A 12,547-nucleotide genomic window follows, 5' to 3' on the forward strand; every position below is an offset into this window, starting at 1 on the left:
GCACCCCCAGTTCCTCGGCTGTGGAAAACCCACGAGCCGCCAGGACCATGAACTCACCGACTCTGTCCGCGCCCACCGACGTCCCCGCAGAGCGCTGCTAACATCCGGATCGTGACTCCTCTGCGTTCCGTCCTGCCGCCCCCGGTCATCTGACCGGAGCGGCACCACGACCGGCCCGTGCGGGCCGGTCCAGGGGCGTGCTCCACGACGATTCCCCGTCCCTCGGACAGGCCGGCGCGATGCGGTCCGGCCAGGAGCACACATGTCATCCACTCGAACAGGGCTACTTTCCGTATGCCTCGCCGGGATTCTCTGGGGCACCGGCGGCCTCGCGCTCGAGATCCTTCGTGACCACTCGTCGATGACCGTCCTCACGGTCAGCGCCTACCGCATGCTCATTGCTGCGATCGCGCTGGTCGCGGCATCTCTCGTCCTGCGAAGAGGCCCCCAGCTCGTCGCGCTGGCGCGGGCGCACCCGGGGCGGGCGGCCGTCGTCGGCCTCGGGACAGGCGCCTATCAGGCCCTCTACTTCGGGTCCGTGGCCACCGCCGGCGTCACCGTAGCGACGGTCGTCAGCCTTGGCCTCGCACCGGTCCTCCTCGCGGTCGTCGACCTGCGCCGTGCCCGACGCCGGACGGCGGCTCGTGGCACCGTCCGTCTGGGCCTGGTCGTCGGCGCAGCGTTGTCCGGCCTGGTGCTGGTCAGCGCGGCATCAGGGGCCAGCGCCGTCGGCACGCGGCCCGTGCTCGGCCTGCTGCTCGCCGTCGCGTCCGGGTCCGTCTACGCGGCGACGACGGCGCTCGGCGGCACGCTGCTGGCGACGGACGGCGTCGACCCGTTCGCCCTGACCACCGTGGCGACGACGGCGGGCGCCGCAGGGCTCGTCCCCGTGGCCCTGGTCGGTGGGGGACCGTTCCTCCCCAGCGACCCGGTCACGCTCGGCACCCTCGCCTATCTCGGGATCTTCACGATGGCGCTGGCCTACGGGCTTTTCTACGCGGGCCTTCGCACCACGCGCAGCGGCGCGGCAGTGGTCGCGACGCTGCTGGAGCCGGTGACGGCGGCGGTAGCGGCAGCCGTCGTGCTGGGGGAGCGGCTCGGGCCGCCGGGGATCGTCGGCTCCGTGCTGATCCTGGCCGCCGTCGCGGGACTGGACGAGTAGCGCACCTCAGGCGTAGGACCAGCGTCCGTCCTGGTGCGGCTTCTGCTGTGCCGGGGCGGACGCGCCGCGCTCGACGGCCGCCACCTGGCCGGTGTTGTACTGGTCGGCGATGTACTGGCTGAACTGGCCGGAGTCGGCGGTGTGCGAGCTGTCCACGTAGTCGTAACCGGTGTGCCCGGAGTATCCGCCGGGTGCGGCGGCGTGGGCGCCCGCTGGTGCCGCGTAGGCGGTGGCCGGCGCAGCGGTGTACGCCCCCGCTCCGTAGGCGTGCGGCTGGCCGTAGTCCAGCTCCGACCCCGCCGCGTACTGAGCCTCGTAGCCGGGCTGGTGCGCCGCATGCTCGTACCCGGCCTGCCCGTGCCCGGCCTGCGCGTGCCCTGCCTGCCCGGCACCCTCGTGCCTCGCGTCCACGTAGCCAGGGGCCGGTGTGGGCCGGTAGGCCGGATAGGCACCTGTGTTGACCTGCTGTGCGGACGGTTCCCACCGGTCGGTCTGGGGGTTCGGCGCGTCGAACGCCGGGGCGGTGGTCTGGGCGGCGGTCTGCTCCGCGTACTTCAGCGCCGCGGCCTGCTGTGCCGCCGCCTGCTGTGCCGCGAACAGCGCGGAAGCGCCGGCGTCGGGCTGCACGCCGTTCAGCTCGCCGTGGATGCGCCCGGCGAGGTTCGCGGCGATGGCGAAGCGCAGCGGCGCGAGGGAGTCCACGGACATGGTGCCCGTGACCGCAGGGGGCGGAAGGAACGCGAAGACCTCGTCGTCACCGAGCCGCAGGCCCTGGCCGAGGGCGGCGTTCAGGGTCTCCTCGAGCAGGAACTCGGCGCGGCCCTCCTCGCCCTCGAGCTCCGCGAACATGGCGTCCATGGAGCTCCAGCGGCGCTCCATGGTGCCCTCGACGGTGTCGAGGAACCACCACCCCTCAGGGGACTCGAGGAACATGTCGCCGAAGCAGGACGCGAAGCGCGGGGTCTTCTCACCGGCCCCGATCCACGACCAGGACGACAGCGCGAACTCGTAGGCGTCAGGTGCGAATTCTCGGATCAGGTGCACCCTGCGCATGTTGCCATGCTCACACTCCGAGCAAAAGAGGCGTACTGGACACGTAACGATTCGGCTCGGGTGAAAAGCCGAAGTGTTTTCCTGCCGGAAACACGTGGCGGCCCGTCGAAGAGCGCCGCTACGGTCTCGCCATGGAGCACAGCGGACAGTACGACGACGGCGGGAGCGGGCAGACCGCGAGGGAACCGGCAGCGGTCCGGAGCGCGACGGACCAGCGCACGGTCGACCTGCGGGTCCAGGAGTACTACGCCGGACAGACCGGCTGGGACGAGCACGCCCGGCTCACCACCCGCACGGCGCAGGGCCCGGTCGAGCACATCAGGACCCAGGAGCTGGTCCGGCGGCGGCTCGCCCCGGGCGCCCGGGTGCTCGACGTCGGTGGCGCCACCGGGGTGCACGCCGCGCCGCTGGCGGCCGACGGCTACGACGTCCTGCTGGTCGACCCGGTCGCCGGCCAGGTCGCCCGTGCCGCGGAGCACGGCACCTTCGAGGCGCGCGTCGGCGACGCCCGCGACCTGGGCGGGGCCGGCCTGGACCTGGGCGACGACGAGTTCGACGCCGTGCTCCTCCTCGGGCCGCTCTACCACCTCGCCACCCGCGAGGACCGGGTGCGCGCGCTCCGCGAGGCCGTCCGGGTGACCCGTCCGGGCGGCACCGTGGCAGCCGCAGGCATCACCCGGCTCGCGGCGCTGGTCGGCGGCGGCTACGAGCTGTTCCCGCCTGCGGCCTGGCAGGCGGTGCTGGAGCACGGCGTGGCCCCGGACGACATCGCGTTCCCCGCAGCCCACTTCCACGACGCCGCGGAGCTCGCCGCCGAGGCTGCCGACGCAGGGCTGACCGACGTCGTCGTGCACGGCGTCGAAGGACCCGCAGGCGGGGCGCTGGAGCGGGTGGCCCTCGACGCCCCGGAGGCGCCCGCCCTGATCGATGCGGCGCTCACACTCGCCCGCACCCTGTCGACCACCCCTGGCGTGCCGGACATGAGCCAGCACATCCTGGCGATCGGTACTGTCGCGCCATGAGCTCACAGCCGGACGCGGCACCCGTGCCGAGGACCGATCCACCGCTGGCCGCCGACGAGGTGGCGATGCTGCGGTCGTTCATCACCTTCTACCGCGCCACGATCCGGCGGCAGTGCGACGGCCTGACGGTGGAACAGCTGCGCACGCCGCACCCGCCGTCGACCATGACGCTGGCCGGGATGCTCAAGCACCTCGCCTACGTCGAGGACGTGTGGTTCAACGTGCGGCTGGCGGGCAACGAGCCGGCCCCGCCCTGGGACACCGTGGACTGGGCGGCGGACGCCGACTGGGACTGGCACAGCGCCCTCGACGAGAGCCCCGAGCAGCTCACCGGCCTGTTCGACGACGCGGTCGCGACCTCCGAGCGGATCCTCGACAAGGTGCTCACCGAGACGCCGCCGCCCGGGGCGGGCGTCCTGGACCGGAACGCCGTGCGGGAAGGGCGCAGAGGGCAGATCTCCCTGCGCTGGATCCTCGTGCACATGGTGGAGGAGTACAGCAGGCACGCAGGTCACGCCGACCTGCTGCGCGAGGCCCTGGACGGCGCTACCGACCTCTGACCACGACCGAGCTCGTCAGAGCAGGAACCACGCGTAGTCGGCGGCCTCGAGCACGATCCAGAACCGGAAGAACCGGCCCACCAGGCCGGTGCCGAGGAACAGCCACATCCGCACCCGCAGCACGCCCGCGACCACCGACATCAGCATGAACGGCGGGAGCCCCGCGAACGCGGAGGCGAGCAGCACGAGCCCCGTGTACACAGGGCGGCCGTCCGTGCGGTCGCGCCAGCGTGTCATCGCGGCGGCGACCTTGGGGGACTCCAGCTTGCTGCGCAGCCACGGCAGCCGGGTGGTCCCCGCACCTGCCCAGTACCAGAGCAGCTTCCCGGTGACCTGACCGGCCGCTGCCACGGCGGCAAGGACCACGCTGGGGTAGGTGTCGTCGACCGCGGCGACCGCGAGGTAGGCCTCGAGCGCGAGGAAGGCCGCGACGGCGGCGCCCGCGGAGTAGAAGAAGGTGGAGAGCAGGAGCATCGGGCCGGGTCTGTTCTCAGCCGGCCAGGCTCGGGTGGGTGGTCCAGGTCACAGTGGGACGTTAGCCCCCGCGGCGACGAGCTGCCGAATCAGCGCCTCGGCGGGCGGCGCCGGCGGGCCGACCGTCAGCGCCATGACCCGGCGCACCGCACCAGGCAGAGGGGCTGTCGCGATCCCGGGGTGGCGGTGGGCGCGGAGCGTGAGCCCCGGCAGCAGGCTCACGCCGGCGCCGGCGGCGACCAGGGCCTGGACCGCCACGTAGTCGTCGGTCTCGAAGGCGATGCGCGGGGCGAACCCCACTGCGGCGCAGCGGGCGACCATGTCGGCCCGGCACCGCTCGCAGCCCGCGATCCACTCCGCGTCGTCGAGCGCCTTCAGGTCGGGCACGTACCCGGGGACCGGAGCCGCTTCGAGGTCGACCGCCGTGACGAGGTGGACGGGGTCGTCGAGGATCGTCGTCGCCTCGTAGCGCGACAGGTCCTCCATCGAGCGGGCGTGGCGCACGTCGATGTGCTCGAAGACGAGCGCGACGTCGACCGCACCCGACTGCAGGGCGGCGAGGGCGTCCGGCGGCTCGTGCTCGACCAGGCCGACGGAGAGGCCCGGATGCTCCTGCTGGAGCCGGGCGACGGCGTCGGGCACGACCGTGGCAAGGGCAGAGGGGAACGCGGCGAGGCGAGCGCGGCCGGCGCGCAGGCCGGCGAGCGCGTCGAGCTCGCGGCGGGCGCCCTCGACGCGGCCGAGGATCTCCTCCGCGCGGTTCGCCAGCAGGCGGCCGGCCTCCGTGAGGCGGACGCCGCGGCCGTGGCGCTGGAGCAGGGGGAGGCCTGCGTCGGCCTCCAGGCGGGACAGGTGGTGGCTCACCGAGGGCTGGGCGTAGTGCAGCTCTTTCGCCGCGGCCGTGACGGAGCCGGTACGGGCCACCGCCGCCAGGACGCGCAACCGGGTGAGGTCGAGCTCTGCGGTCATGTCTCCAGGCTAACCCAGAAAGATAGGCGCTATCGATCGAAAGTCTTCGTAACAGGTATTGGACCTATGGGTCATGTGCGGGTCACGCTGGTCTCATGACGCTCGCGACCCTCCCGGCCTTCCTCTCGTCAGCGGCCCACCCGACCATCGCCGACGTGCTCGCCGCCCAGGCTCGCCTCGACGGCACGGTGGTCCGCACCCCGGTGGGCGAGTACGCGGAGCTCGACCGCGCCACCGACGCCGCGATCGTCGTCAAGCACGAGAACCAGCAGCGCACCGGCGCCTTCAAGGCCCGCGGCGCGAGCAACCTCCTGCTGTCCATGTCCGACGCCGAGCGCGCACGCGGCGTCGTCGCCTACTCCACGGGCAACCACGCCCAGGGCGTCGCCTACGCGGCCCGCCTGACCGGCACCGCGTGCACCATCGTCATGCCCGACGACCCCAACCCCGTGAAGCTGCGAGCCGTGCTGGACCAGGGCGCCGACGTGCTCCTGCACGGCGCCACCTTCGACGACGCCCGGGGCCAGGCCGCCGCCCTCGCCCAGGACTCAGGGGCCCGCCTCGTCGGCGCGGCGAACGAGCCCGCCATCATCGCGGGCGTCGGCACCCTCTACCTCGAGCTGTTCCAGCAGGCCCCAGGGCTCGACGTGCTCGTCGTGCCCGTCGGTGGCGGGTCCGGCGCGGCCGCCGCGAGCCTCGTCGCCGCCGCCGTCGCCCCGCACACCGAGGTGATCGGCGTCCAGTCCACCGCCTCACCCGCCGCGCACGACTCCTGGCACGCCGGCACACTCGTCGAGCGCGCGAACACCACCCGCGCGGAGGGCCTCGCCGTCGGCTGCGGGTTCGAGGTCACCCAGGCGCTGATGCGCGAGCACCTCGCCGACTTCGTGCTCGTCAGCGACGACCAGATCACCGCGGCACAGCACCTGTACCTCACCGGGGCGCACACCGTCGCAGAGGGAGCCGGCGCCGCGGCGCTCGCGGCCGTCGTGGCCGACCCCGAGCGGTTCGCCGGACGCCGCGTCGGCATCGTCTGCACGGGCGGGAACGCCAGCGCTGACGAGCTGCGGCGGGCTCTCGCCTGAGCCGGAGGTGCAGCGCAGGGTGCGGGTCGAGGAACGAGGCACGCGCCTGGAGCGGAACCGCAGGCTCGGGCGATAACCGTAGAGCCTGCGCACTCGTGCGGGCGCCGGACTAGGCTCGGCGGCATGGCCCGTTACTTCGACGTCCACCCCGTCGACCCCCAGCCGCGCAGCATCGCGCAGGTCGTCGCCATGCTCCGCGACGACGCCCTGGTCGCCTACCCGACCGACTCGTCCTACGCGCTGGGCTGCCGCATGGAGTACCACGACGGCGCGGACCGCATCCGCAGCATCCGCAAGCTCGACGACAAGCACCACTTCACCCTGGTGTGCTCGGACTTCGCACAGCTCGGGCAGCTCGTGAAGCTGGACAACTCGGCGTTCCGCGCGATCAAGGCGGCCACCCCGGGCGCCTACACGTTCATCCTGCCGGCCACCGCGGAGGTGCCCCGCAGGCTCGCGCACCCCAAGAAGAAGACGGTGGGCGTGCGCATCCCGGACTCCGCGGTCACGCAGGCGCTCCTGCGCGAGCTCGGGGAGCCGCTGCTGTCCTCCACGCTGATCCTCCCGGACCAGACCGAGCCGCTGACCGACGGCTGGACCATCAAGGAAGAGCTGGACCACCTGCTCGACGCCGTCCTCGACGGCGGGGACGCCGGTACCGAGCCGACCACCGTCGTCGACTGGTCCGACGGCTACCCCCAGGTGGTCCGCGAGGGCGCTGGGGACCCCGCGCGCTTCGAGTAGCCGCACGTCGCGCGACCACGCGCTTCGAGTGACACCGGCTTCGCATAGCCTGTGCCCATGACGGACCCCACCGGGCTCGAGCAGGCCCGTACCAAGATGACCGAAGCCGGCGTGGCGCCCGCCGCCATCGAGACGTTCACGCGGTTCTACCACCTGCTCCAGGCGGGTGAGACCGGCCTGATCCGCGAGGACGACATCGAGCCGCTGGTCGACATCCCGAACCGCGCCGAGCTCGCGATCAGCGACGACGACGCCACCGCGGCCCTCGCCAGGACCGCGATGCTCAAGCTCAACGGCGGGCTCGGCACGTCCATGGGCATGGACAAGGCGAAGTCGCTGCTGCCGGTCCGGGTCGCGCCGACCTCGGGCCAGGACGCAGGCTCGGGCGAGGCAGAGATGCTCACGTTCCTCGACATCATCGTCGGGCAGGTCCGTGCCGCCCGGCAGGCCACCGGAGCGCGTCTCCCGCTGCTGTTCATGAACTCGTTCCGCACCCGTGAGGACTCGCTGGCCGCGCTGGAGCGCTACCCGGACATCGCCGTCGACGGGCTGCCCGTCGACTTCCTGCAGAACCGGGAGCCCAAGCTCCTGAGCCACGACCTCACGCCGGTCACCTGGGAGCAGGACCCCGACCTCGAGTGGTGCCCGCCCGGCCACGGTGACCTGTACCCGGCGCTGCACGCGTCCGGCGTCGTCGTCGCCCTGCTCGAGGCAGGGTTCCGGTACATGTGCGTGTCCAACTCCGACAACCTCGGCGCCACGCCGGACGCCACGATCGCCGGCTGGTTCGCGGCCTCCGGCGCCCCGTACGCCGCCGAGCTCTGCCGCAAGACGCCTGCCGACGTCAAGGGTGGCCAGCTCGTGGTCCGCAAGGCCGACGGCCGCATCGTCCAGCGAGAGACCGCGCAGACCCACCCGGACGACGTCACCGCGTCCCTCGACGCCACCCGCCATCCCTTCTTCCACACGAACAACCTCTGGTTCGACCTCGAGGCGCTGGCCGCAGAGCTGGAGCGGACGTCGGGCGTGCTGGAGCTGCCGCTGATCCGCAACGACAAGACGGTCGACCCGGCCGACTCGTCGTCGCCCGCGGTGGTCCAGATCGAGTCCGCGATGGGTGCGGCGGTCGCCGTCTTCGAGGGCGCGACGGCGATCGAGGTGGAGCGGTCGCGGTTCCTGCCGGTCAAGACGACCAACGACCTGCTGGTGCTGCGCTCTGACGTCTACGACCTGACGTCCGACTACCGGCTCGAGGCGCAGGCTCACGCGCCCCTCGTGGACCTGGACAAGGCGCACTACAAGCTCATCGACGGCTTCACCGAGCGGTTCGCCGCGGGTGCGCCGTCGCTGCGCGACGCCGACTCCCTGACCGTCCGGGGCGACTGGACGTTCGGGTCGGGCGTGCGGGTCGAGGGCAAGGCGTCCCTCGCGGGCGACGGCGGCACGGTGCCGGACGGAGCGACGGTGGGCGCGGACGGCTTCTGAGCCCGGTGCGGCGCCGGCGTGCGCCGCGGCGGCGTGATCGGTAGAACGTCAGAAGGTCGGCTCCTCGAGGTGCCGATCTTCTGACGTTCTACCGATCACTCGTCCCGGCCCCAGTCCCGGCCCCGGGACCCGGCGCTGTGCCGTTCCGCCAGGCCTCCTCGATCGCGACGATCCGCTCGCGCAGCACGCCCGGGTCGGCGTCGGGCGGCACAGGACCCGACGCCGCGGCGTCGGCCAGCCAGTCCGCCCACGCCTGCCAGCGCGGCAGGTAGAGGTCGCGGACGAGGCCCTGCCAGTGCCGGCCGGAGTAGTCGTGCAGGCCGTTGTGCTGCTCGCCCCAGACGCTGACCAGGCTTCGCGCCTCGCGCTCCATGGCGGCCCGCTCGGCGTCGGTGGCACCCCAGGCGCGGGCGGCGTCCGTCCAGGTGGCGACCCGGGTCTCCGGACGGGCTCCGGCCAGGTCGTCGAGCGCCAGCAGGTCGGCGCGCAGCCGGTCCATGTGGGCGCGGACGTTGTCGGGGTCGCCGTCCCGTGCCGCCGCCAGGATCCCCCGCACGTGCACCCGGGTGCCCTGCGCGAGGACATGGCCGGTGAGCTCGGCGACGTCGGCGGCCAGGACGTCACGTGCGGGTCCAGGCACGGAGTCCGGCAGGGTGTCGAGCACGGCGCCGAGGTCTCGGGCCGCCTCGGCGAGGCGGGGGAGGCTTGCGGCGATGGCGGGGTCGTTCTCGGCGTCCACGTCGGACGACGGCGTGGGCCGCGCCCCGACGATCGCCTCGCCCGCGCTGCGCTGGGCGGGGAACGGGAGGCCGGCCGCCCAGGGGCGGGCGATGACAGGCGTCGGGACGGAGCGGGTGCGGCCGTCGGCGTAGAGGGTCGCAGTAATAGTGTGCCAAGCGCGCAGCGCCACCCGAGCTGGGTCCGAACCGTTCTCACCGGCGGGCCCAGAGGCCACCGGCTCCGGCCCCCCGACCTCCGGGAGGGTGAGCCCGTACCGGTCCAGCACGAAGCGGTCCAGCCAGGCGTCGAGGTCCGCGGGGGAGCGGGGCGCGTCGTCCCAGGCGAGGTCGGTCGCGAGCTCGTAGAAGACCTCGTTGTTCTCGATGGCCTCCGGGGCCAGCCCGACGCCGCGGAGGTGGGGGACGCCGTCGGGCAGAGTGTGCGCGTCCCGGACGAGGCCGCGCAGGTCGCCGAAGAGCGCCGGCCGACCGCCGAAGTTGTGCAGCGCGCACCAGACCCATGGCCGTCCGGCGAGCGGGGCGCCGTCGGCGAGGAGCGCGGTGTGCAGCGGCACGTGCTCGCCCCAGAGGTCCAGGACGAGCGTCGCGTCGGCGGGCACGTCGCGCAGGTACGCGGCGACGCGGTCCGGCGTCCAGAACGCGCCCTTGTAGTGGAACGGCCAGCCCTGGAGCACCCACACCGCGTCGGGATCGGCGGCGGCGAGCGCCCGGTAGGTTCCGCGCCCGGCGGCCCGCAGGTACTCGACGTCGCCCGACGGCGGCACCGACTCGATGTACGGGTCGACGGCGAAGTACCCGCTGCCCGGCCCGAGCAGCTCTCGCTGCACCTGCGCGAACGTCGCGAACAGCTCCTGGAAACGCCGTGACTCCGGGTGCAGGAGCGGGATGCGCCAGCCCTGCCACTCGATCTCGCCTGCGGGGTGCTCACTGCCCGGACGCCTGGCGCCGCTGTCCGGATCAGCGTCCGGGTCGGCCTTCGGGTCGGCGTCCGGGTCGCCCTCGGGGCGGGCGGCCGGGTCGTCCACCAGGGCGGGCGGGACGTGCCCGCCGAACGCGGGAAGCACCGGTGTCATGCCCAGCTCGCGCATCCGGCCGAGGATGCGCCGGGCGAGGTCCACCCGGCGCTCGGCCCAGCGCACCGGCAGCGGGCCACCGAACGAGTGCATACCGCCCATGAACGTCCACGGGAAGTGCGCGGCGCCGCCCAGCCACTCGGCGGCCTCGGCGTCGGGCAGCCCGGACCGGCGGAACGTCTCGCCCAGCACCGCCTCGTGCCCCACCAGCATGAGCGGGTGCGTGATGCCGTGCAGCGCCATCCAGTCGATCTCGCGCTCCCAGCGGTCCCAGTCCCAGAACGGCGTGGAGTAGCCGAAGGTCACGACGTTCAGGTAGTACCGCACCTCGTGCGGCGACGAGACGGCGGTCCGCGGCGCGTCCGGCAGCGGGCACAAGCCCACCTGGGGACGCTGCCAGGTCAGGCGCGTGCCCAGGTGCGTCCTGACATACCGGGACAGGGCGACCGACGCGGCCACCGCGTCCGTCCCGCGGACCGTGAGCCGCCCGGCCTCGGCCCGGTAGTCGGCGGTGCCGTGCGGGGCGGTGCCGTGCGGGGCGGTGCGGTGCGAAGCGGCGGCCCGAGCGGCGCCCGACGAGGCGGCACCTGGCCGCTCCGGTTGCAGCCGCTCGACGGTGACCAGCCGCGGGTCCAGGCCGGCCCGTTCGGCGACACCACGGACGGCCTCGGCCCAGGGGACGGGCACCGGATCGGAGGCCGCGCCGGTCGCGGGGCCGGGTGCCCGACCCTCGCTCGGCGGGCTCACGGCGACCCCCGGCCCGCTGGACCGAGCGCCGTGGCGGTCCAGGGCCCGAAGTCGACGACGCCGGCGCCCGCCCGGGACTCCTCGGCGGCGAACGCCATGAGGTGGCTGTCCAGCGCGGTGGCGAACGACAGCTCACCCGAACCGACGGTGCCGTCCACCACCGCGCGGCAGAACGCGTCCATGAGCCCGTCGTCGCCGCCCGCGTGACGGGAGCTGCCGGCCGGCCCGGCGCCGGGCCGGCCGCCGGCGTCGGGTCCGGCATCCCCGACGGGTCGCGCCACGAGCGTGTGGGTCGCGTGCCCGAGGGGCCCGTCCGTGCCGGACGCGACCAGCTCGACGTCGGGCAGGGCGTCCGGCAGCCGGCCCGACGGCGAGAACAGGTCGACCCGGATCTCGCCCGACTCCATGTGGCCGTGCAGCTGCCCTCGGGTGCCCGTGATCGCCAGGTGCCGCGTGTTCTCGGCCGTGAACGCGCTGGCCGTGAGGGTCGCGGTCAGGCCGGAACCGAAGCGCAGGAGCGTCTGCTGGTGGTCGGCCACGTCGTTGTCGCTGCGGTAGACACAGCGGCCGTACGGCCCGCGGCGCAGGGCGGCGAGGCGGCCGGCGGGGGACAGGTCGTCGCCGAGCATCGTGACGGGGTGCCCGGTGACGTCCCGCAGGGCGTCGACGTAGTAGCGGGGCGCGTAGAACGGGCAGTCCGCTGCGGCAGGGCAGCCGTCGGTACAGCGGTCGGGGGCGCCGTCGGGCGCGTTCTCGTGGCGGAAGTGCAGCAGCGAACCCTCGCTGGAGACCGTCCGGGGCGCGGCGCCCGCCAGCCAGCGGATCAGGTCGAGGTCGTGGCACGTCTTGGCGAGCACCATCGGGCTGGACGCCGCGGCGCTGCGCCAGTTCCCCCGCACGAACGAGTGCGCGAAGTGCCAGAACCCGATGTTCTCGCGCACCTCGATCGTGGCTAGGTCGCCGAGGGTCCCTGAGGCGGCGACGGCGCGCACGGCGCGCCAGAACGGCGTGAACCGCAGCACGTGCCCGACGGCGATCCGGGCGTCCGTCCGGCGCACCACGCCCGCGAGCTCGGTGAGGCCGTCCAGCGTGGGGGCGGCCGGCTTCTCCAGCAGCATCGGCAGCCCCGCGTCGGCGACGGCCGCCGCAGCGGCGACGTGGTGCGCGTCGGGGAGCGCGACGACCACGGCGTCGGGCCGCAGCCGTCCCAGGTCGGCGACGAGGGCGCGCCAGTCGGGGTAGCGCGCCGCCGTCGTGCCGGCCAGGGCGTCCAGCCGCGCGCGGTCGGGCTCGGCGACAGCCACGATCCTGGCGCGGCCCGGATGCGCCCGGACCCAGCCGCCGTACGCCTCGGCTCCGCGGCCGCCCGCGCCGAGCACCGCCAGGCGGACCGGCGTCGCCGTCATGCCGCCGTCCCCATCGCTCCGCTGACG

The 12,547-nt window shown here is 73.9% G+C and carries 11 protein-coding genes; 6 read left to right on the forward strand and 5 right to left on the reverse strand.

Annotation, left to right across the window (positions count from 1 at the left end):
• Positions 1 to 262: 262 nt before the first annotated feature.
• Positions 263 to 1,162: a DMT family transporter gene (locus ACFS27_RS17060; protein WP_377185195.1), complete on the forward strand. Its 900-nt coding sequence runs from the start codon at positions 263 to 265 to the stop codon at positions 1,160 to 1,162.
• A gap of 6 nt (positions 1,163 to 1,168) precedes the next feature.
• On the opposite strand, the gene ACFS27_RS17065 is transcribed toward ACFS27_RS17060, so the two are convergent.
• The gene (locus ACFS27_RS17065) at positions 1,169 to 2,215 is read right to left on the reverse strand and encodes a hypothetical protein (RefSeq protein WP_377185197.1); all 1,047 of its coding nucleotides are present in this window, start codon (positions 2,213 to 2,215) and stop codon (positions 1,169 to 1,171) included.
• Positions 2,216 to 2,346: 131 nt separating this feature from the next.
• Between ACFS27_RS17065 and ACFS27_RS17070 the strand changes: the two genes are divergently transcribed.
• Together ACFS27_RS17070 and ACFS27_RS17075 are read left to right on the forward strand one after the other, a co-directional pair.
• Positions 2,347 to 3,237 carry a class I SAM-dependent methyltransferase gene (locus ACFS27_RS17070; RefSeq protein ID WP_377185199.1) on the forward strand — a complete coding sequence of 297 codons (891 nt, stop codon included), beginning with the start codon at positions 2,347 to 2,349 and terminating at the stop codon, positions 3,235 to 3,237.
• On the forward strand, positions 3,234 to 3,797 hold the full coding sequence (locus ACFS27_RS17075) for a DinB family protein (protein ID WP_377185201.1): 564 nt from the start codon (positions 3,234 to 3,236) through the stop codon (positions 3,795 to 3,797). Before ACFS27_RS17070 ends, ACFS27_RS17075 begins: the two co-directional genes overlap by 4 nt.
• A 15-nt stretch (positions 3,798 to 3,812) precedes the next feature.
• Here the strand turns inward: ACFS27_RS17075 and ACFS27_RS17080 are convergent, their stop codons facing one another.
• Both ACFS27_RS17080 and ACFS27_RS17085 read right to left on the reverse strand, forming a co-directional pair.
• The gene (locus ACFS27_RS17080) at positions 3,813 to 4,271 is read right to left on the reverse strand and encodes a hypothetical protein (protein WP_377185203.1); all 459 of its coding nucleotides are present in this window, start codon (positions 4,269 to 4,271) and stop codon (positions 3,813 to 3,815) included.
• A 48-nt stretch (positions 4,272 to 4,319) separates the two neighbouring features.
• Positions 4,320 to 5,240 (reverse strand): LysR family transcriptional regulator, encoded by a 921-nt coding sequence (locus ACFS27_RS17085; RefSeq protein WP_377185205.1) that lies wholly within the window; start codon positions 5,238 to 5,240, stop codon positions 4,320 to 4,322.
• Between the two features lie 95 nt (positions 5,241 to 5,335).
• Between ACFS27_RS17085 and ACFS27_RS17090 the strand changes: the two genes are divergently transcribed.
• From ACFS27_RS17090 to ACFS27_RS17100, 3 genes are all read left to right on the forward strand, one after another.
• Complete coding sequence (locus ACFS27_RS17090; protein ID WP_377185207.1) at positions 5,336 to 6,325, forward strand: threonine ammonia-lyase; 990 nt, start codon at positions 5,336 to 5,338, stop codon at positions 6,323 to 6,325.
• Between the two features lie 123 nt (positions 6,326 to 6,448).
• Positions 6,449 to 7,069: an L-threonylcarbamoyladenylate synthase gene (locus tag ACFS27_RS17095; protein WP_377185209.1), complete on the forward strand. Its 621-nt coding sequence runs from the start codon at positions 6,449 to 6,451 to the stop codon at positions 7,067 to 7,069.
• 57 nt (positions 7,070 to 7,126) lie between these two features.
• Positions 7,127 to 8,554: a UTP--glucose-1-phosphate uridylyltransferase gene (locus ACFS27_RS17100; protein ID WP_377185211.1), complete on the forward strand. Its 1,428-nt coding sequence runs from the start codon at positions 7,127 to 7,129 to the stop codon at positions 8,552 to 8,554.
• An 88-nt stretch (positions 8,555 to 8,642) separates the two neighbouring features.
• On the opposite strand, the gene ACFS27_RS17105 is transcribed toward ACFS27_RS17100, so the two are convergent.
• Both ACFS27_RS17105 and ACFS27_RS17110 read right to left on the reverse strand, forming a co-directional pair.
• On the reverse strand, positions 8,643 to 11,114 hold the full coding sequence (locus ACFS27_RS17105) for an alpha-N-acetylglucosaminidase TIM-barrel domain-containing protein (protein ID WP_377185213.1): 2,472 nt from the start codon (positions 11,112 to 11,114) through the stop codon (positions 8,643 to 8,645).
• Positions 11,111 to 12,520: a Gfo/Idh/MocA family protein gene (locus tag ACFS27_RS17110; protein WP_377185215.1), complete on the reverse strand. Its 1,410-nt coding sequence runs from the start codon at positions 12,518 to 12,520 to the stop codon at positions 11,111 to 11,113. The genes ACFS27_RS17105 and ACFS27_RS17110 overlap by 4 nt, the downstream gene beginning before the upstream one ends.
• Positions 12,521 to 12,547: the final 27 nt, after the last annotated feature.

Origin of the sequence: Promicromonospora vindobonensis (assembly GCF_042685865.1) — a bacterium.
Classification (GTDB): domain Bacteria; phylum Actinomycetota; class Actinomycetes; order Actinomycetales; family Cellulomonadaceae; genus Promicromonospora; species Promicromonospora vindobonensis.

Excerpts from the sequence above, each read along its gene's own strand:
- ACFS27_RS17060 (WP_377185195.1), top strand. The coding sequence starts at position 263 with ATGTCATCCACTCGAACAGGGCTACTTTCCGTATGCCTCGCCGGGATT.
- ACFS27_RS17065 (WP_377185197.1), bottom strand. The coding sequence starts at position 2,215 with ATGCGCAGGGTGCACCTGATCCGAGAATTCGCACCTGACGCCTACGAG.
- ACFS27_RS17070 (WP_377185199.1), top strand. The coding sequence starts at position 2,347 with ATGGAGCACAGCGGACAGTACGACGACGGCGGGAGCGGGCAGACCGCG.
- ACFS27_RS17075 (WP_377185201.1), top strand. The coding sequence starts at position 3,234 with ATGAGCTCACAGCCGGACGCGGCACCCGTGCCGAGGACCGATCCACCG.
- ACFS27_RS17080 (WP_377185203.1), bottom strand. The coding sequence starts at position 4,271 with ATGCTCCTGCTCTCCACCTTCTTCTACTCCGCGGGCGCCGCCGTCGCG.
- ACFS27_RS17085 (WP_377185205.1), bottom strand. The coding sequence starts at position 5,240 with ATGACCGCAGAGCTCGACCTCACCCGGTTGCGCGTCCTGGCGGCGGTG.
- ACFS27_RS17090 (WP_377185207.1), top strand. The coding sequence starts at position 5,336 with ATGACGCTCGCGACCCTCCCGGCCTTCCTCTCGTCAGCGGCCCACCCG.
- ACFS27_RS17095 (WP_377185209.1), top strand. The coding sequence starts at position 6,449 with ATGGCCCGTTACTTCGACGTCCACCCCGTCGACCCCCAGCCGCGCAGC.
- ACFS27_RS17100 (WP_377185211.1), top strand. The coding sequence starts at position 7,127 with ATGACGGACCCCACCGGGCTCGAGCAGGCCCGTACCAAGATGACCGAA.
- ACFS27_RS17110 (WP_377185215.1), bottom strand. The coding sequence starts at position 12,520 with ATGACGGCGACGCCGGTCCGCCTGGCGGTGCTCGGCGCGGGCGGCCGC.